The organism is Pectobacterium brasiliense, assembly GCF_013449685.1.
Classification (GTDB): Bacteria; Pseudomonadota; Gammaproteobacteria; order Enterobacterales; family Enterobacteriaceae; genus Pectobacterium; species Pectobacterium brasiliense_A.
Genome location: NZ_JACDSF010000013.1, coordinates 18,740 through 37,666 on the forward strand (window position 1 = coordinate 18,740; position 18,927 = coordinate 37,666).

At 51.6% G+C, this 18,927-nt stretch carries 16 protein-coding genes; 9 read left to right on the forward strand and 7 right to left on the reverse strand.

The genetic code is table 11. The features are described 5' to 3' along the window. Positions 1 to 78: 78 nt before the first annotated feature. The gene (glnB, locus tag H0248_RS05430; protein ID WP_005970202.1) at positions 79 to 417 is read left to right on the forward strand and encodes a nitrogen regulatory protein P-II; all 339 of its coding nucleotides are present in this window, start codon (positions 79 to 81) and stop codon (positions 415 to 417) included. A gap of 178 nt (positions 418 to 595) precedes the next feature. Here the strand turns inward: glnB and pemA are convergent, their stop codons facing one another. From pemA to hmpA, 3 genes are all read right to left on the reverse strand, one after another. Beyond that, on the reverse strand, positions 596 to 1,702 hold the full coding sequence (gene pemA, locus H0248_RS05435) for a pectinesterase PemA (protein ID WP_180785055.1): 1,107 nt from the start codon (positions 1,700 to 1,702) through the stop codon (positions 596 to 598). A 102-nt stretch (positions 1,703 to 1,804) separates the two neighbouring features. Next, positions 1,805 to 3,463, reverse strand: coding sequence for a pectin acetylesterase PaeY (gene paeY / locus H0248_RS05440; protein WP_180785056.1), 1,659 nt, complete (start codon positions 3,461 to 3,463; stop codon positions 1,805 to 1,807). A 369-nt stretch (positions 3,464 to 3,832) separates the two neighbouring features. Continuing rightward, entirely contained in the window at positions 3,833 to 5,023 is a 1,191-nt protein-coding gene (gene hmpA / locus H0248_RS05445; RefSeq protein ID WP_180785057.1) for an NO-inducible flavohemoprotein, read from the reverse strand. A 359-nt stretch (positions 5,024 to 5,382) separates the two neighbouring features. On the opposite strand from hmpA, the gene glyA reads away from it, so the two are divergent. The 6 genes from glyA (at position 5,383) to H0248_RS05475 (ending at position 13,160) form a co-directional block, all read left to right on the forward strand. Then, on the forward strand, positions 5,383 to 6,636 hold the full coding sequence (gene glyA, locus H0248_RS05450) for a serine hydroxymethyltransferase (protein WP_180785058.1): 1,254 nt from the start codon (positions 5,383 to 5,385) through the stop codon (positions 6,634 to 6,636). 227 nt (positions 6,637 to 6,863) lie between these two features. Next, positions 6,864 to 8,024, forward strand: a complete 1,161-nt coding sequence (locus tag H0248_RS05455) for a 3-phenylpropionate MFS transporter (RefSeq protein ID WP_180785059.1) — start codon at positions 6,864 to 6,866, stop codon at positions 8,022 to 8,024. A gap of 43 nt (positions 8,025 to 8,067) precedes the next feature. Continuing rightward, positions 8,068 to 8,727, forward strand: a complete 660-nt coding sequence (locus H0248_RS05460; protein ID WP_039316505.1) for a DUF1007 family protein — start codon at positions 8,068 to 8,070, stop codon at positions 8,725 to 8,727. Next, on the forward strand, positions 8,718 to 9,821 hold the full coding sequence (locus H0248_RS05465; RefSeq protein WP_180785060.1) for a nickel/cobalt transporter: 1,104 nt from the start codon (positions 8,718 to 8,720) through the stop codon (positions 9,819 to 9,821). The genes H0248_RS05460 and H0248_RS05465 overlap by 10 nt, the downstream gene beginning before the upstream one ends. 118 nt (positions 9,822 to 9,939) lie before the next feature. Further along, positions 9,940 to 11,067: an ABC transporter substrate-binding protein gene (locus H0248_RS05470; RefSeq protein ID WP_110162070.1), complete on the forward strand. Its 1,128-nt coding sequence runs from the start codon at positions 9,940 to 9,942 to the stop codon at positions 11,065 to 11,067. A 431-nt stretch (positions 11,068 to 11,498) separates the two neighbouring features. After that, entirely contained in the window at positions 11,499 to 13,160 is a 1,662-nt protein-coding gene (locus H0248_RS05475; RefSeq protein ID WP_180785061.1) for a methyl-accepting chemotaxis protein, read from the forward strand. A 129-nt stretch (positions 13,161 to 13,289) separates the two neighbouring features. On the opposite strand, the gene H0248_RS05480 is transcribed toward H0248_RS05475, so the two are convergent. The 4 genes from H0248_RS05480 to suhB all read right to left on the reverse strand — a co-directional run bounded on the left by H0248_RS05480 (position 13,290) and on the right by suhB (position 17,270). Continuing rightward, positions 13,290 to 14,090, reverse strand: a complete 801-nt coding sequence (locus H0248_RS05480; RefSeq protein ID WP_180785062.1) for an ABC transporter ATP-binding protein — start codon at positions 14,088 to 14,090, stop codon at positions 13,290 to 13,292. Continuing rightward, on the reverse strand, positions 14,087 to 15,169 hold the full coding sequence (locus tag H0248_RS05485; RefSeq protein WP_014916221.1) for a FecCD family ABC transporter permease: 1,083 nt from the start codon (positions 15,167 to 15,169) through the stop codon (positions 14,087 to 14,089). Before H0248_RS05485 ends, H0248_RS05480 begins: the two co-directional genes overlap by 4 nt. Positions 15,170 to 15,175: 6 nt before the next feature. Further along, positions 15,176 to 16,294, reverse strand: coding sequence for an ABC transporter substrate-binding protein (locus H0248_RS05490; protein ID WP_180785063.1), 1,119 nt, complete (start codon positions 16,292 to 16,294; stop codon positions 15,176 to 15,178). A gap of 172 nt (positions 16,295 to 16,466) precedes the next feature. Beyond that, entirely contained in the window at positions 16,467 to 17,270 is an 804-nt protein-coding gene (gene suhB, locus H0248_RS05495) for an inositol-1-monophosphatase (protein ID WP_014916219.1), read from the reverse strand. A 142-nt stretch (positions 17,271 to 17,412) separates the two neighbouring features. Here suhB and trmJ point away from each other — a divergent pair, with 142 nt between their 5' ends. Together trmJ and iscR are read left to right on the forward strand one after the other, a co-directional pair. Then, positions 17,413 to 18,138 carry a tRNA (cytosine(32)/uridine(32)-2'-O)-methyltransferase TrmJ gene (trmJ, locus tag H0248_RS05500; RefSeq protein WP_180785064.1) on the forward strand — a complete coding sequence of 242 codons (726 nt, stop codon included), beginning with the start codon at positions 17,413 to 17,415 and terminating at the stop codon, positions 18,136 to 18,138. Positions 18,139 to 18,257: 119 nt separating this feature from the next. Next, positions 18,258 to 18,752, forward strand: a complete 495-nt coding sequence (gene iscR / locus H0248_RS05505) for a Fe-S cluster assembly transcriptional regulator IscR (RefSeq protein ID WP_010280087.1) — start codon at positions 18,258 to 18,260, stop codon at positions 18,750 to 18,752. Positions 18,753 to 18,927: the final 175 nt, after the last annotated feature.

Genomic DNA, 18,927 nt, shown 5'->3' on the forward strand with positions numbered 1-18,927 from the left:
TCCGCCTGAGTTCTGACATGCTGTCCACTTGCTGATGCTCGGCTTTGGCCGCAACATAGATAACACAAAGGTTCCTCCATGAAGAAAATTGATGCGATTATTAAGCCGTTCAAACTGGACGATGTGCGTGAAGCGTTAGCTGAAGTGGGCATCACAGGGATGACGGTAACAGAAGTTAAAGGCTTTGGTCGTCAGAAAGGCCACACCGAACTGTATCGTGGTGCAGAATACATGGTCGATTTTCTGCCAAAAGTAAAAATCGAAATTGTCGTGTCAGATGACATCGTCGATACCTGTGTGGAAACCATCACGCAGACTGCGCAAACGGGTAAAATTGGCGACGGTAAAATCTTCGTCTTTGATGTGGCCCGCGTTGTCCGTATTCGTACCGGTGAAGAAGACGAAGAAGCGATTTAATCGTTTCGTCAATACCACGTATACTCTAAATAATTCGAGTTTCAGGAAGGCGGCAAGTGAGGGAGTCCCGATGAGCTTACTCAAGTAAGTGATTCGGGTGAGCTAACGAAGCCAACGCACATGCAACTTGAAGTATGACGAGTATAGAAGCCAGCCTATCAGGCTGGCTTCTCCACATTTACTTCCCTTTAGGCGCGGTAGGCACCCAACCCGCCAATACCTTGTCTGCAGTGTATTCTGCTGCTTCTGCCTCGCTCAACTGACGGCGCTGATCGTTTTTCTCTGCTCCTTTACCGCTGGATTTATACTCGAAAAAGCGTGAGTCCTGCGGATGGAACCAGATTTTCTCGCCTTGTTTATCTTTGCCTGACATTTTGTCCCAGCCATAGATGTGGTCATCCATGCTGGTGTTCAGGAAGACGGTCTGACCGATCGCGTTTGGGTCAGCATAGCGGCCATCCTCAAAGGTGGTTGTGGGGTGCCACGGGCGACCCAATCCATAGCTTTTCGCTGGGACGTCTTTCTCTTTGGTCACTCGGCTATTGATAATGACCAAACCATATTTTTGCTTAATATCGGTGCTGGGGGCGGTGAGGTAACCAATCGGTTGATCTTTCACGTCGGTACGGTTACGCGCGACGATGTCGCAATCGTCAAACAGTGCAGTACCGTTGCCAAAGATGAAATCAACGGTGCCGCTGATATGGCATTGCGAGAAGAAACTGCGTCCCCCTTTTACATATAACGTGTCCTGATAGCCCGTCAGACTGACATCATGGAACCACGCGCGATCGCTATTTTCAGCAACCAGCAGTGCAACGGCCTGCGAGTCTTTTAGTTTAGTTGGATCGTCGCTGGCTTTAGCCTGATTGACCGGATAATCAAAACCATTGTTGATGGTCAGTGAACGAGCGCTGAAATCGGGCGCATCGACTTTCACCGTGTTACTGCCATAGGTTCCCCACTTGCTGCCATCGGGTTTGAGCATCCCAGCGGCGGTGGTTGCGGTGATCACAGTGCCATCACGGCTTTCACCCTGTAGGTGAATGTTGGGGCGCGTAATGGTCAGACGCTCGTGGTACACGCCATTTTTCACATAGATAACAAACGGCGAGCTGTCTGCCGGAGCGCTGGCGATGGCTTCAGCGATGGTTTTGTAGGTGTTGGTGCCTGTTGCATTCGCAGAAACCAGCGCATTGTAGTCGGCAGCCTGTGCTAGCGACCAGGGCGAGGAAATTAACATGGCTAAGGTCAGCGTTTTGCAGAGGTGTGAGGCGTTGATCATGTCCAGAGTCCTGTAATCGGTAAGGGAAAGAGGAAGGTTTATAACGCGCGGCTAAATAACGCCGCGCGCGGTTCTGTCTTATCGTTTTTTCCTGACTGATAACTACTTGTGCTTGCTGGTTGTTTTTTCTGCCAGCGACGCTAAAGCGGGTTCTTGCCGAATAGCGTCAGCAACAATCCCTGCCACGGCGATAGCGCCTTTTTTCTGAAAATGGGTGGTATCCGGCTTGCTCAGGCTACCCGCCTGATCGCGATAGTAAGGGTATTGCTTAGGATCGATCACCAGCCAGTATTGTTTCCAATGGTCGCTGTTGCCCTGGTTTGCCAACGCAATAGTGGCAGACTCAACGTCCAGCAAAATGACCTTGTTATCCGCAGCCGTATTCTTGATGGTCTGGCTGTAATCGCCGACGAAAGCATAGCCATTTTCCGCGTTTTGCTTGGTGAAATGACTGTGTACCGCTGGTGTGCCGTTTTTCCCGTCAGCCGTTTTTACTCGGGTAGTCGGGGTCAACAGAACCGGTGTGAGTTTGTGCTGACGGGCGAAAGTGATGTAGCGCTCCAGCGATGTCTGGAATGACATATCGGCTTTGCCCTGTGGGGCCTGCTTTTCCCCTGCCGCATCGTTCGGGTAAGTACAGAGGTTAGCGACATCCGCCGGGCCACGTACCGCTTTTGCACTGTTGCAGTTTTGATCGTTGTGCCCCATTTGAATAAACAGGAAATCACCCTCTTTCATTAGCGGCTGCATCTGGCGGAACCAGCCTTCGTAGAAATAGTCGCGTGAGCTACGGCCTGCACGTGCGCCATTGACGACTTTCACACTGCTATTTTTACTGAACTGCTGTTCAAAAACCTGACCCCATCCCATACGCGGGAAGCGCATTTTTTCATAGGTTGCCGCGGTTGAGTCGCCGACGATGAAAATGCGGGTTTGTGCTTTCTGGATCGCGTCCAGACTCTGGCGGGCAGAACGGTAATCCAGCGGTTCATAATCGCCTTGATTATTCAGGCCGACGATGGGATGGAACGCGCTGTCGGTCAGTACCGTATGGCCAGAATAGCCCGTGTCGTTGTGATAATTGCGGGTATGGTTAATGACGTTGACGATTTTGGTGACCGCATCCTGCTGGGCTGCGGGGTAAGTCAGAGGATCGAAACGCTTGGGCGCGCTGACGCCTACCTGTTTTAACGCGTCATTAAAGCCTGCATGAAAATCGGCGTAGGCTTTTTTCCATGCTGCGGCGTCCAGTTTCGGTGATGCCGTGTCGTCCGTTAGCTGCTGTGGACCAATGTAGCCTGCTGCCACCGCAATATCTGAGGTAATGCGGTCAGTCAGCGGGTTGATATTGGCGATATTCTCTTTACCGTCATGCAATGATGGGGCGACAGCAGACAGACAGATTGCACGGGAAATATTATTCAGCAAGCAGTTATTGCCGCCGGATTCGATGGCTAACAGGCGTAACGGTGGTGTGAGGCCAGAGACATCAAGGTGATATTTTCCTTGCTCATCGGTCTGTGTCTGCCGCTTCTGACCTTGCTGGTCTCTGATAATGATGGTGGCAGGCAGATGAATATCCCGTACGGTAACATTACCGGATAAGCCGGTTTTTTCACCTAGTGTTGAATCCGACAGTAAGTTAACGTTGTCCGGTGCGGTGGTCTGGTGTGCCGCGGCGGGCGTTTTAGCGTGTACCAGTGTGAAAGGGGCGGAAAGTATCAGAGCTAAAGCTACACTTTCTGAAAAACGTTTTGCCATGGTCAGACATATCCCTTGTTGGTTAGTCGAAAACGGTTAATGAACCCAGACGTTATCAAAGGAAGGTCGCTGTTTTTTTATCGCTCTTATCACGGCCTTTAGCGAGAATGTCGGGCTTTTATTGTGCACCCAAGCCGATTCGAGGGCGATGCCTAAGCGAGGTTCCTTTGATGAAATAACTATTCATTAAAAATGAAATATTATTTTAATAAGTATTTATTTTTTGTGACCCACCTCTTTTTTGGCGGAGCACTGCCGTATTGGCATAGAGATTTGTGATCAATAAGGTGTTTTACAGACGGTGGTTTTCTGAACGATGAAAAAAGGCCGCAAAAGCGGCCTTTGGGTTTGATCCGTCACCAATGAGGGTTAGACGACTTTATGTGGACCAAAACATTCGTAATGCAGTTGCTCAGCGGGAACGCCCATAGCCAGTAACTGCTGTGCGATAAACTGCATGAAAACCACAGGGCCGCACAGGTAATAGTGCATATCTGGCGTGGTTAATTCATCTTTTAACGAGGCCAACTGCATCAGCCCGCGGTGATGATAATCTTCTCCCAAGCGATCGGCCTGCTGCGGTTCCCGATACCAGATGTGATGCTGGAACTGCGGCAGAGACTGTCCTGTTTGTTTGATTTCATCCGCAAACGCATGTGCTGTGCCGCTTTCTGCTGCGTGCAGCCATAGCACCTTCGCCTGATGACTCTGCTGCTTGAGTGTATGCAACATGCCCAACATCGGGGTTTGCCCCACGCCGCCAGAAATCAGGGCAACCGGCGTAGCAACTGGGATATCAAGGAAGAAATCGCCGTGCGGCGCCGCCAGATGAATGATATCGCCTTCACGCGCGGTATCATGCAGATAGCCGGAAACGGTGCCTTGAGCTTCACGTTTCACCGCAATCCGGTAGGATTTTCCATTTGGCGCGTGAGTCAGAGAGTATTGGCGAATCTCCTGATTGGCAAAACTGTCATGCTTGATGTAAACCGCCAGATACTGGCCCGGTTGAAAATCAGCAATAGGCTGGCCGTCGGTGGGTTCCAACGTGAAACTGGTAATCACCGAGCTTTGGGGCTGCTTGTTCACAATACAGAAAGGCCGCACGCCGCTCCAGCCGCCGTTTTGCGCTTCGGTACTGCGGTAGATATCGCCTTCGCGCTGAATGAAGACATTCGCCAGCACGCCATAGGCTTTACCCCAGGCATCCAATACTTCTTGCCCTGGGCTAAACAGTTCATCCAGCGTCGCCAATAAATGATTACCGACGATCTGATACTGATCGGCCTGAATGTTAAAGCTGGCGTGCTTCTGGGCGATACGCTCAACCGCGGGCAGCAGCGCGGCCAGGTTTTCAATATTCGTCGCATAAGCACAGATGGCATTGAACAACGCTTCACGCTGATCGCCATTGCGCTGGTTGCTCATGTTAAAAATATCTTTGAGCTCAGGGTTATGCGTAAACATGCGATCGTAAAAATGCGCGGTCAGTTTCGGGCCCGTTTCCGCCAGCAGAGGAATGGTTGATTTAACGATGGCGATAGTTTGGTTATCCAGCATGGTGACTCCTTTTTATTGGCATGATTTGTAAGTTGTATTTTATATGCATCTTATTGGGTTTATCCGCCGCTGTAAATTACCTTTTTGGTGGTAGGGGTTTTTAGGCGGAGCCAAAGGGAATAACATGAAGAAATAGCAGGTTGAGAATGAAGAAAAATCCGTTTACCACCGCGCAGCAGATAGTTGCTGAAGCCTTGCGCTGCCTGTAGCTAATCGTTTGCGTAAAAACCTCTGTCAAGACCTATCTTCATTAGGGAAAAACGGTTTACACTATAGGCCATTCCCCAAAAGGGTAGCCCAATTCCCAAATGGGTCATTAATTCCCAGTTTATTTATGTTAGCTGAGTCAGGAGATCCGGATGTTAAAGCGTGAAATGAACATTGCCGATTATGATGCCGACCTGTGGCAAGCAATGGAGCAAGAAGTGGTGCGTCAGGAAGAGCACATTGAACTGATTGCGTCAGAAAACTACACCAGCCCACGCGTTATGCAGGCTCAAGGGTCTCAGCTGACGAACAAGTATGCTGAAGGTTATCCGGGCAAGCGTTACTACGGCGGCTGTGAGTATGTGGACATCGTTGAGCAACTGGCCATCGATCGTGCGAAAGCGCTGTTCGGTGCAGATTATGCCAACGTGCAGCCACACTCCGGCTCTCAGGCTAACTTTGCCGTTTACACCGCGCTGCTGCAGCCGGGCGACACCATTCTGGGTATGAACCTGGCGCACGGTGGTCACCTGACGCACGGTTCTCCGGTTAACCTGTCAGGTAAACTGTATAATGTTATTCCTTACGGCATCGACGAAAGCGGCAAGATCGACTACGACGAAATGGCTGAACTGGCGCGTACGCACAAGCCAAAAATGATCGTCGGTGGTTTCTCTGCTTACTCTGGCGTCGTTGATTGGGCGAAGATGCGCGAAATCGCTGACAGCATCGGTGCTTACCTGTTTGTTGATATGGCGCACGTTGCTGGTCTGATTGCTGCTGATGTTTATCCTAACCCGGTTCCTCATGCTCACATCGTGACCACCACCACGCACAAAACGCTGGCTGGCCCACGCGGTGGCCTGATTCTGGCGAAAGGCGGCGACGAAGAGCTGTACAAAAAACTGAACTCTGCGGTATTCCCTGGCGGTCAGGGCGGCCCGTTGATGCACGTTATCGCCGGTAAAGCGGTTGCGCTGAAAGAAGCGATGGAGCCTGAATTCAAGGTTTATCAGCAGCAAGTCGCGAAAAACGCTAAAGCAATGGTTGAAGTCTTCCTGTCACGTGGTTTCAACGTAGTGTCTGGTGGAACCAGCAACCACCTGTTCCTGCTGGATCTGGTGAGCAAAAACCTGACTGGTAAAGAAGCTGATGCTGCGCTGGGCCGTGCCAACATCACCGTGAACAAAAACAGCGTGCCTAACGATCCGAAGAGCCCGTTTGTGACTTCCGGTATCCGTATCGGTACCCCAGCGGCAACCCGTCGCGGCTTTAAAGAAGCGGAAGTGCGTGAACTGGCTGGCTGGATCTGTGATGTGTTGGACAACATCAACGACGAAGCGACCATTGAACGCGTGAAACAGAACGTTCTTGAGATCTGCGCCCGCTTCCCGGTTTACGCATAATTCGGCATTTTCTCTGACATCACTGTCGGAACGCTTCCTCAACGCCAGCCTGAGTGCTGGCGTTTTTTATGGCGGCCATCCCTGGCCGCCACCCTACGTGCCGTCGCAAGCGACGGTGAATAACGCGTTGCACCGCTGTGTGCACTCTGACACAGTAACCGGCAAAAAAGAGTAGCGAGAAAAAAAGTGCCGAAGCTAGGGGAGTTCGTCATCGAAAGGGAGGAATCATGGTTTTGCAATCGACGCGCTGGTTGGCACTGAGCTATTTCACCTACTTTTTTTGCTATGGCGTTTTCCTGCCGTTTTGGGGCGGGTGGCTGAAAGGCGAGGGGCTGTCCGCTGAGTCGATCGGCATGCTGCTGGGCGCGGGGCTGGTGGCGCGCTTTGTCGGCAGTTTGGTCATCACGCCCAGCGTGAAAGATCCGTCCAAATTGATTACGGTGTTACGTGGGCTGGCGTTGCTGTCACTGGCGCTGGCTGTGGGTTTCTGGCTGGGGAATGCCTGGCTGTGGCTGATGGTCGTGATGATCGGGTTTAACCTGTTTTTTGCGCCGCTGGTACCGCTGACGGATGCACTAGCTGCGACGTGGCAGCGACAGGTCGTGATGGATTACGGCAAGGTGCGGGTCTGGGGTTCGATCGCGTTTGTTATCGCTTCTGCCGCAACGGGGGAACTGGTCGCAATCTGGGGACACCTCGCGATTCTGGCAATCCTCAGCGCCGGGCTGGCTGTCATGCTGTTAGGTATGCTGCTTCGCCCCAGCGTGATGCCGCAAGCCGCAACATCAACAGCGCAGTCGGTTAGCGTCACGCCGTGGAAACGATTGCTGACCGAACCCGCGGTATGGCGTTTCCTGCTTTGTGTGTCGCTGCTGCAAGGTGCACACGCGGCGTACTATGGTTTCAGCGTCATTTATTGGCAGGATTCGGGCTATTCCGCCTCGATTATTGGCTATCTCTGGTCGTTAGGCGTGGTTGCGGAGATTGTTATCTTTATCTTCAGCCAACGCCTGTTTCGACGCTGGAGTGCCAGACAGCTTTTGCTGCTCTCTGCCGTATGCGGCGTGGTGCGCTGGGGCTTGATGGGCGCGACGGTGGCTCTGCCGTGGCTGGTTGTGATACAGATATTGCATTGTGGCACCTTCACCGTCTGCCATCTGGCTGCCATGCGTTTTATCGCTGCACGTACCGGTGGTGACATTCTGCGGTTACAGGCGGTGTATTCTGCGCTGGCGATGGGCGGAAGTATTGCGGTGATGACGATGGTGTCCGGTTTCCTGTTTGAACATTTGCAGGGCGGCACGTTCTGGGTGATGGCGCTGTTGGCGGTTCCGGCCCTGTTTATTCGGCCTTCTGTCCGTCACCATACGGTGGTCGAAAAGGCTTAAGTCATGGCGCGTATTGTCAAGATAACGTAGTGTGGTAAAAATAATGTTACATTATAACGCTTTGAAACGGTGGTGCGGACAGATAACGTTGCTGATGACAGGTCTGGCGTTCGGCCAGCCCGTTTTCGCTCACCCACACAGTTTTATTGATATGCAGACGACAGTTGAGAGCCAGAACGACAACATCACCGGTTTACGTATGCTGTGGACGATGGATCCCATCACGTCTGCCGACCTGTTGTATGACGCCGGGAAGGCGAAGAAGGACTCTGAAGTCTGGAAAAAGCTGGCGGCGGAAGTCATGGCGAATGTGTTAGGACAGCATTATTTCACCGATATTTATCGTGATGGTCAGCCCGTGAAATATGCGCCGATGCCAACCGAATATCACCTTTCTCGCAAAGGCAATCAGGCAGTGCTGGAGTTTGTGTTGCCGCTGGCGCATCCACAGCCGCTGGCGGGCAAGCCTTTGCTGATTTCTACTTACGATCCTACCTACTTTGTCGATATGTCCTACCAGAACGATAAGGCCGTTACGCTGGCGCCTGCGCTGGCTTCACGTTGTAAAACCTCGCTCGTCACGCCGGAACCTAACGCTGAACTGCAATCCTATGCGCTGTCGCTGGATAAGAACGATGCGCCGGATGAAGACATGGAGCTGGGGAAACAGTTTGCACAGCGGGTGACGTTGCAATGTCAGTGAACCTCGGCTCACTGTCGCGTCAGCGCTCGTTGTTGAGCCGACTGCGCGATCTGTGGCCATTGTGGCTGTTCTTGGCGCTGCTGGCCTCGGCGCTGCATTACATCGTGGGATACTGGCCGCAAATCGTGCTGCAAAGCGCGATCTGGCAGAAATCGCTGCATCAGCAGATGTCGCACCTGTTGCAGATGGTGGAACAGCAGCCGCATCAGGCGGGGCTGAGTCTGATGATGTTCAGTCTGGTCTATGGCGTGCTTCATGCCGTCGGGCCTGGGCACGGTAAAGTCGTCATTATGACCTATCTGGCGACACACCCGTCGAAGCTGAAAAGCAGCCTGAAGTTGACGCTTGCCGCCTCGCTGGTTCAGGGGCTGATGGCGGTGGCACTGGTGACCGTGGTATTAGGGATCTTGCAGCTGTCTAGTCGAACGTTGCATAACAGCAGTTTCTGGATGGAAAAGGGGAGCTTCGTGCTGGTGGCGGGGCTGGGACTGCTGCTCTGTTTCCGTGCGTTGAAACAGCTGTATATCGCCGTCGTGCGGCAGCCTAAACCGGCGATGATTTTGCGTGTAACGCCTTTGCACGTAACGCCTTCTCATTTAACCCCGCTTAACGTACCAACCGATAGACGTATGGCGCTTCGTCCGACGCCTGCGCTTTCCTCTTCTTCTCATCAGCACGATGCCGACTGCGGCTGCGGACACCGTCATCTCCCCAGCAATGAGGAACTTGAGCGCGATAGCAGTTGGCGCACACGTCTGATGATTGTGCTGGCGATGGGCATGCGCCCGTGTTCAGGCGCTATTCTGGTGCTGCTTTTCTCTAAAGTGATCGGCGTGTATTGGTGGGGCGTTGCCTCTGCGCTGGTAATGGCTGCCGGAACGGCGATTACCATCTCGGCGCTGGCCGTGTTGGTTTTTTACTGCCGTCGCGTGGTTGAGCGCTTAGGTGCAAACCGTGCCTCGCCCGTGTGGCGGCGTGCGACGTTTTCTCTTCTGGCGTTTGCTGGTGGGCTGATTTTGGTTGGCTCCGGCGTCCTGTTTTACCTCAGTGCACAGCCCGCAATGATGGGCGGTATTCGGCCATTCTCCGGCTAATTTTACCTTTTATTAACGCCGCGCTAAAAACCCATTGCTTCCGATAATCACGGCAGGATATCATTTCAATAATGATAACTATTATCATTTATAACCATAATCTCAGAAGGGAATAATAATGAAGAAATGGCTGTTCTCAGTCGTTGTGCTGTTGGGGTTGAGTGCGAGCATTGTCGCCAGCGCTAACCCGATTGTCATTGAAGACGTTAGTGGCAGGAAGGTAGAAATCAAATCCGAAGTGAAGCGGATTATCCTCGGGGAAGGTCGACAGATTTATCTGCTGGCTGCGTTTGATACCGAGGCACCGTTCCAGCGCGTGGTTGGCTGGCGTGACGATCTGCCAAAAGCGGATTACGACGGCTATATGGCTTATGAAAAGCAATACCCGGAAATCAAAAAGCTGCCGACCTTTGGCGGAGCGAAAGACGGTACCTTCAACGTTGAGCAGGCATTGACGCTGAAACCGGATTTGGTGCTGATGAATCTGGAATCAAAAGCGGCGACGGATGAAGGCAAATTGATCGAGAAACTCAATTCGTTGGGGATTCCAGTGGTGTTTATCGACTTCCGTGAGAAGCCGTTTGAGAACGCTGAGAAAAGCATTCACATCATGGGTCAGTTGGTTGGCAAACCACAGCGTGCGGAAGAGATTATTAAATTCCGTCGTGAGCAAATTGAGTTGGTCACCGATCGGTTGAAAAACTATCAGGGCCCACGTCCGAAGGTGATGATCGACCGCGCGGGCGGCTATGATGAAGAGTGCTGCATGTCATTCGGTGATGAGAACTTTGGCCGTATGGTTGAAGCCGCTGGCGGTGACAACATTGCCAAAAACATCATCCCTGGGACGTTTGGTTCGTTGAACCCAGAGCAGATTATCAGTTCCCGACCGGATGTGGTGGTGGTGACCGGCGCTAACTGGAAAAACTATAACACGGCGAATGGCTGGGTTGGCGTTGGACCAGGTGCCGATCAGAAAGAAGCGCTGCAACGTTTGCAAAAACTGATGGAACGTTCAGCCTTCAAAACATTGCCCGTCGCGACCGATGGCAATGCACATGCCATCTGGCATCAGTTCTATGACAGCCCGTATCAGTTTGTGGCGATTCAGGTATTAGCAAAATGGATGCACCCGGAACTGTTCAAGGACATCGATCCTGATGCAACCTTCCGTACCTTCCATGAGAAGTTCCTGCCGCTGCCGTATCAGCCAGGTTACTGGGTTACGCTGCCAGCGAAGAAATAACGTTGTCAGATAATAAAAAAGCACTGAATCTCATTGTTCAGTGCTTTTTTGTACTTATTTTCATCGTCCTACAAGTAGCCTGTACATTGGTTGTGTTATTTAGAGGATTAAACCACTCTCCACTCATCGTGAGCTTGATTTTTTCGCATTCAAAGCAAACACGTTTCCCCTTCTATTTATCGGATGATGATTTTTTTTAGATTTATTAGCTATTAATATTTATTTTTAATAGCTAATAATTATTAATGCAGGTTTATTAAATGGCATTTGCGACCAATACTATAAAGCTGCTTGCTTCTCTGGCGATAATGGATGTGGTGACGATATCTCAGACTCTGGTCCGATATGGCGTGTAGGAATAAACATTCCGTTTTTTACGCATATTTGAATCAGAAAAAATACGCGGTATAAAATTTAAAAAAGGAGTGGCTATGAATATCACACAACGCTTGCTACTGATATTCTCATTAATGTCCTTAGCGCTGATCTCGTTGGTCATCGTTACATTGTCATTATTATCAGGCTTTCAATCTCGCGCTGAATATGTACAGGAAAATACGATCCCGAGTTTCAAATACATAAGCCAACTAGTCGAAAAAAGTAACTCATTGGTGCTTTTTTTGTATCGTCACCAAACCGTCTCTGAAAATGACAAACTCAATTCAATTGAGCAGGATATAACGAAAACTACTGAAGAAGTAAAAGCGCTTAATGATTATTACCTGAAAAATCTTTCATCGAATGAAGAAGATACTCAGGTGTCAAATCAGGCTGCGGATATAATTGGAAAACTGCAGTCTTCACTTCCTGCTTTTTTTGCTGCATCGCGCTTAAACCAAAAAGAAGACTCTCTTAAGCTTTTGCAGGGAGTTGGGGGGCCGGGAGAAGCGGTTCGCAATTTAATCGCAACTTATCGCGAACAGTTTAACCTTAATGTCCGAATCGGGGATGAGTTGCGTAAGCAGAATGTGGCAGCTTACGAGAAGTCATGGTTCGGTCTATTATCGAGTTCGTTATTGATTGTGTTATTGATCGGCTTTTTCGCGGTAAGAACTATTCTGGGCATTAGAAAAAGCTTGAATGATATAAGCCAAACGATGGAAAACGTTAGCAATAGTCTTAACCTGACGGTTCAGGCTGACGATCGACGCAAAGATGAAATAGGAAATACCGCCCGTGCCTTTAATAGCCTTATACAGCGGGTATCTTCGGCGTTGGCATCAGTGAGTGCGTCATCGCAGTCGGTAAGCAGTGCGGCGACGCAGATTGCGGCAGGTAATGAAGATTTGTCATCCCGCACGGAAGAACAGGCCGCTTCGCTGGAGCAAACGGCTGCGAGTATGACGGAACTTGCGGAAACGGTGCGCCAGAATGCGGAGAACACACAACAGGCGAGTCTGCTGGCGGGGAACGCTAGCCGGATTTCCATCAATAGCGCGGATTCCGTCAGCACCATGCTGAATACGATGGAACATATTCGTACCAGTTCGGGCAAGATCACCGACATTATTGCGCTTATCGAAGGCATCGCGTTTCAGACTAATATCCTCGCCCTGAATGCGGCGGTGGAAGCCGCGCGTGCTGGTGAACAGGGGCGTGGTTTTGCGGTGGTTGCGGGAGAAGTACGTACGCTGGCACAGCGATCATCCACGGCGGCGCGTGAAATCAAAGATTTAATTGATGCCTCAAATTCGCTGGTATCGGAGGGTGTAGATCAAGCGAGCGATGTAGGAAAAAATATGTCGGCGATGAAAGACGCCATCCAGCAGGTGACCGACTTGGTGAATGAAATTGCGGCGGCAACGGAAGAGCAAAGTAAGGGGATTAACCTAGTACATCAGGCCGTTAACCAGATGGATGATGTGACTCAGCAAAATGCTGCATTGGTGGAAGAGGCGTCTGCGGCGTCACAGTCGTTGCAGGAACAGGCAAGTACACTGAGCCAACTGGTGGGGCAGTTCATTGTAGGGCAGGCGGCTACTCAGGCACTGGCTTCTGTGCCTGTATCCGCCCCCTCTCAGCTCGCTGTACCACGCCTTTCTCCCGCAAAGAAAAAGGTAGCCCAGAATGATACGGATTGGCAGCGTTTTTAACCCCGTACACTGCGTGCAGTATAAATGATAAGTACGGCGTTTTGGCGTGATGAGAAAACCATCTTATAAATAAGATGAGAATAAGGAAGACGGTGAGGGAACTCACCGTCTATTCGTGCAGAGAAAAGCTTAGATGGTCGGTTCGCTGACCAGACCGTCGATAATCACCTGCGGCACCCCTTGCGAACAGCGCTCGATGCGCCCGCGTACGCCATAGACTGCTGACAGGCTTTCCGAGCTAATCACCTCGGCCGGTGCGCCATTGGCAATCAAATTACCGTTTTGCAGCATCAATACGTGGTCGCCGTGGCGTAGCGCGATATTGATGTCATGCACTACCACAACGGTAATAATGTTGCGCTTACGCGTTTCCTTGCGTACCAAATCCATTACGTGGAACTGATAGTTCAGATCCAGCGCGCTGAGCGGTTCGTCCAGCAGGAGCAGCGAGGGTTGACGGATCAGCGACTGCGCTAACCCCACCAGCTGTTTCTGTCCGCCAGAGAGCTGATCAAGATAGCTCAACGCCAGATGTTCAATGCCCAACTGACGCAGCAGGGTCATGACTTCATCCTGCTTTTCGGCGTTGTGCATACCGCCGGACGCGCGCTGTGCGACGATAATCGATTCCAGTACGTGCAGGTGAACGCCTGCAGGTAGGGACTGCGGCAGATAAACGACTTTTTCCGCCCGCTGAGCGAATGGCAACGTCATCAGGTTGGTGTCATCCAACCACAGTTCACCTTCGGACGCGTTCAGGCCTGCCATTGCACGCAACAGCGTTGATTTACCGCTGCCGTTAGGGCCGAGCAGCACGGTAATTTTTCCGCGCGGCAGCTGTGGTACGGACAGATCGCGAATCACCTGACGCTTGGGGTAACCCGCGCGAAAGTGGGAAAGGCGTAATCCAGAAGCGGTTTGCTGGTTCATACGTTTCCTCTGTGGCGCAGGATAATACTCAGGAAGAAGGGAACGCCAACCAGTGAGGTGACGATCCCGACTGGGATAATGACGCCGGGGATGAGATTTTTCGAAGCAACGGACGCCATCGACAACACCAGCGCACCCGTTAACGCACTGGCAGGCAGATAGAAGCGGTGATCCTCACCGAAAATCATGCGTGCGATATGCGGAGCAACCAGACCGATAAAGCCGATGGGGCCAACGAATGCTACGGAAATGGCGGATAAAATACTGATGCGCAACAGCGTCGCTAAACGCAGGCGGCGGACGTTAATGCCAAAACTCACGGCGCGATCTTCACCCAACCGTAGCGCGGTCAGTTTCCATGAGCTCATCAGTGAAATTGGCATCACGATGACGAGCACCAGCAGCAAAATTCCCAGTTTTTCCCACGAGGCACGGGCCAGGCTGCCCATTGTCCAGAACACCAGACCTTGCAGCGTGTCTTCGTTGGCGATGAACTGGAGCATGGAAACCAGCGCGTTGAAGGTGAACACCAGCGCGATACCGAACAGCACGACGCCGGAGGTAGCGACCTGCGTCCAGCGCGTAATCCCATCAAGCAGCAACGCTGCCAGCAGCGCAAAGATAAAGGCGTTTGCGGAGATAAACCACTGAGCCGGAATACCGGGGATGCCAATACCGAGGACGATAGCCAGCGCAGCACCGAACGCAGCGGCGGAAGACACGCCGAGCGTAAACGGGCTGGCCAACGGGTTGTTCAGGATCGTCTGCATTTCTGCACCCGCCAGGCCAAGCGCTAGCCCGACGATAATGGCCATCAGCGCGTAAGGCAGACGAATATCCCAGACGATCACTCGTGTACCCGCATCGGCGCTGGCCGGATCGGTCAGCGTCTGCCAAAGTACATCAAGCGTCAGCCCTGAAGGCCCCATCGTGAAATCCAGCAACAACGAGCCGATGATGATCAACAGCAGTATCGCCATCACACCCACACGGCGTCGAATGATGCCGCGATAGTTGTCCATAATGGTGTTGGCATCCGCCGCAGTATTGCGGATACCCGGTTCAGTGGTTGTACTCATGAAAAATTACTCACCTTGTTTCCAGGCAAAGATAAAGTCACTGTCAGGCAGCGAGGTAAAATGCTGAATGATATGACGATACGTATCGTCAGGATTCAGGCTGGTAAAGGCCTGAGGATAAATATCCTTGGCCAGATATTCCATACCGACAATGTTGTAGGGATGGTTGTAAAAATGGTGGTAAACACCGTAAACCTGTTTCGCCTGAACCGCTGGAATCTGACTGATACCCGTGCGATTTAGCAGCGTAGCGGCCTGATTGCGAACGTCTTCTACGCTGGCGCCATAGCCTAACGGCAGGACCTGACTGTTGCCACGCTTAGAGCCCGTCATGATGTAGGCATCGGGCTTCATGCTGATAATTTTTTCCAGCGAGACGAAGCCTGATGCACCCGGCAGCAAATCCGACCCTATATTTTTCGCGCCGACCGCTTCGACCAATCCGCCCCAACCGCTATTGCTGTGTGTGAAGCAGCAGGAGTCCGAGTTACCGGCAATCGGTTCAACAAAGACGCTAGGTTTCGGGGTGATTGCAGCGGTTTTCTGCTGAATAGCATCGAAGTGTTGACGATAGAAATCGGTATACGCTTTGGCATTGGCTTCTCGGTTCAGCACTTTACCCAACAGGTCGATGCTGGGGGCGGTATCTTTAGCCGGATTCACTTCATAATCGACAAACAGTACCGGAATATTCAGCGCGCTGAGCTTGTCGATCACACCGCTTTCTTTCAGCGCTGCCTTGGCACGCAACTGGGCAATCATCAAATCCGGCTGTTTTGACAGCACGCTTTCCAGATCGACGTTACCTTTGTCACTGAAACCCATATCCAGAATGCCAACGGACTGAGGCCATTTCCCTTTCAGCATATCCCAGGTTGCGGTGTCCTGTTTTTTCGCCAGATTGTTCCAGGCGACCAGACGCTGAAAGGGATTATCGCGGTCAAGCAATGCCATCGTCATAATATCGCGCCCATCTTGCAGGATGATGCGCTGTGGCTCTTGTTTAATGGTGACACTTCTTCCGTCGAAATCGGTGACGGTAAGAGGGTACTGGGTGGCGTAGCTGAAAAGCGGGGTGGTGAGGAGTGCGGTCAGAAAGAGTGATCTTACTGATTTTCTTAACATGGTAGCGATCCTAATTCACAATTTATCAAGATGATGAAGTTATCAGTGTAATGAGTTTGATAATTATTATCGTATAATGATAAACAATGCGTATACAGGATTCATATGTAAAGAAAAATAACAACTCCGGCCCAATTTCTTTTTTATGGAGGTGAGCCGGAGTGGGGCAGAATTAGCGTTTCAGTGCGTCGCTCAGTTCTTCACGGATGGTGCCCAGAATGGATTTCACCACTCGCGGGTTACCTGCAACCAGATTGCCGGATGCCAGATAGTTATGGCCGCCAACGAAATCGGTCACGATCCCGCCAGCTTCACGTACCAGCAGCTCGCCACCGGCAAAATCCCATGGCTTCAGGCCGATTTCAAAGAAACCGTCAACGCGACCCGCGGCCACATAGGCCAGATCCAGTGCAGCAGAACCCGTACGGCGGAAATCCGCACAGTGGGTGAACAGTGCGCCGATGGCATTGATGTAGCTTTTGCTGTGTTGTTTTAATTTGAAGGGGAAGCCTGTTGCCAGTACGGTACCTTCCAGATCGCGAGCAGTGCTGCTGCGCAGGCGGTAACCGTTCAGCTGTGCACCTTGACCACGAGTCGCGGTAAACAGTTCATTACGCATAGGATCGTAAACAACGGCAACTTCGGTACGGCCTTTAATGCGGACCGCGATAGAAACAGCGAAGTGAGGTAAACGTTTGATGAAGTTGGTGGTGCCATCCAGAGGATCGATAACCCATTGTACTGCCGGATCTTCGCCAACCAGCTCGCCACACTCTTCACCAATAATAGTGTGCTGTGGGTAAGACTTACGGATGACTTCAACGATCAGACGTTCTGCATCCCGATCGACGTTGGTCACAAAATCGTTGCTGCCTTTCTGGCTGGCTTCGACGGCGTCTGGCGTTTCATAGTTCTTGGCAATTAAATTACCGGCTTTACGCGCAGCGCGTATAGCGATGTTGAGCATCGGATGCATGGTATCGGTCCACTGGAATGTTAAAGAACGGAAAGCGGCGCGGAGTATAGCAGGAGAAAAGTAAAATAGCTAAGTTTGTGTTAAGGTATGCCGGTTTCCTTTTCGCACGACTTCCTTCTATCTATCGCATAACAGAGTTCATATGTTAGACAATATTCGCATTGTTCTGGTTGAAACGTCGCACACTGGCAATATGGGATCAGTGGCTAGGGCGATGAAAACCATGGGGTTAAGCAAACTGTATTTGGTCAACCCATTGGTGAAGCCTGATTCGCAGGCCATTGCGTTGGCGGCAGGCGCCAGTGATGTTATCGGCAATGCCACTATTGTGGATTCGTTCGATCAGGCGCTCGAAGGCTGTGGTTTGGTCGTTGGCACCAGCGCACGTTCCCGAACCTTGCCTTGGCCGATGTTGGAACCACGCGAGTGCGGCGTTCGCAGCGCGCAGGAAGCAGAGCACGCGCCGGTAGCGCTGGTGTTTGGGCGTGAGCGTGTGGGGCTGACGAATGAAGAGCTTCAGAAATGCCATTATCACGTAGCGATACCCGCGAACCCAGAATACAGCTCGCTCAATCTGGCGATGGCGGTGCAGATCATTGCTTATGAAGTGCGCATCGCGCATTTGGATCGCTTACAGGCCGGACAGCCGCAACATGAAGAATCGCCGTACCCGCTGGTCGACGATCTGGAGCGGTTTTATCAGCATCTTGAACAGACACTGCTGCAAACCGGGTTTATCCGACCAGCGCATCAGGGGCAGGTCATGAACAAGCTGCGCCGCTTGTTTACCCGCGCCAGGCCTGAAAGCCAGGAGCTTAACATCCTGCGTGGAATACTGAGTTCGGTACAGAAAACACACGACGACTAATACTTGAGTGTTTTACTTGGTTAAATAGTTGACTAAAACACTCAGGAATGTCAGACTCGCGGTATGTTCTGCCAATACATGTTTTCATAATACATGTTTTATCTACAGGTACCACTATCATGAGACTGACATCCAAAGGCCGTTACGCCGTTACCGCCATGCTCGATGTGGCTCTGCACTCCCAGGAAGGACCCGTTCCATTGGCGGATATTTCTGAACGCCAGGGTATTTCACTGTCTTACCTGGAGCAGCTGTTTTCGCGTCTGCGTAAGAACGGACTGGTTGCCAGCGTTCGTGGCCCGGGCGGCGGTTACCTGCTGGGTAAAAACGCGAATGAAATTGCTGTTGGTATGGTCATTTCGGCCGTTGATGAATCTGTTGATGCAACGCGTTGCCAAGGCCGCGAAGGTTGCCAGGGTGGCGATCGCTGCCTGACGCACACGCTGTGGCGCGATCTGAGTGACCGTATTACCGACTTCCTGAATAACATCACGCTGGATGAGCTGGTGAATAATAAGGAAGTGCTGGATGTGGCGGATCGTCAGGATGCTGATACGCGCCGCACTGCCAACGGACGTATCCAGGAAACGATCAACGTTAACCTGCGCGCCTGATACACCTTCAACGTGACGAGCAACCCTTACTCGTCACGTTTTGCCTTTCTGATAGCCGCATAATCCTGACCACATTGCCTAATGTGGTGTTGGCGTTAGTCCGACTGTCACGGCGTGTTCTGACGATAATGTGTTCTGACGATAAATTGTTCCACGATAACATCGCCAGATTTTT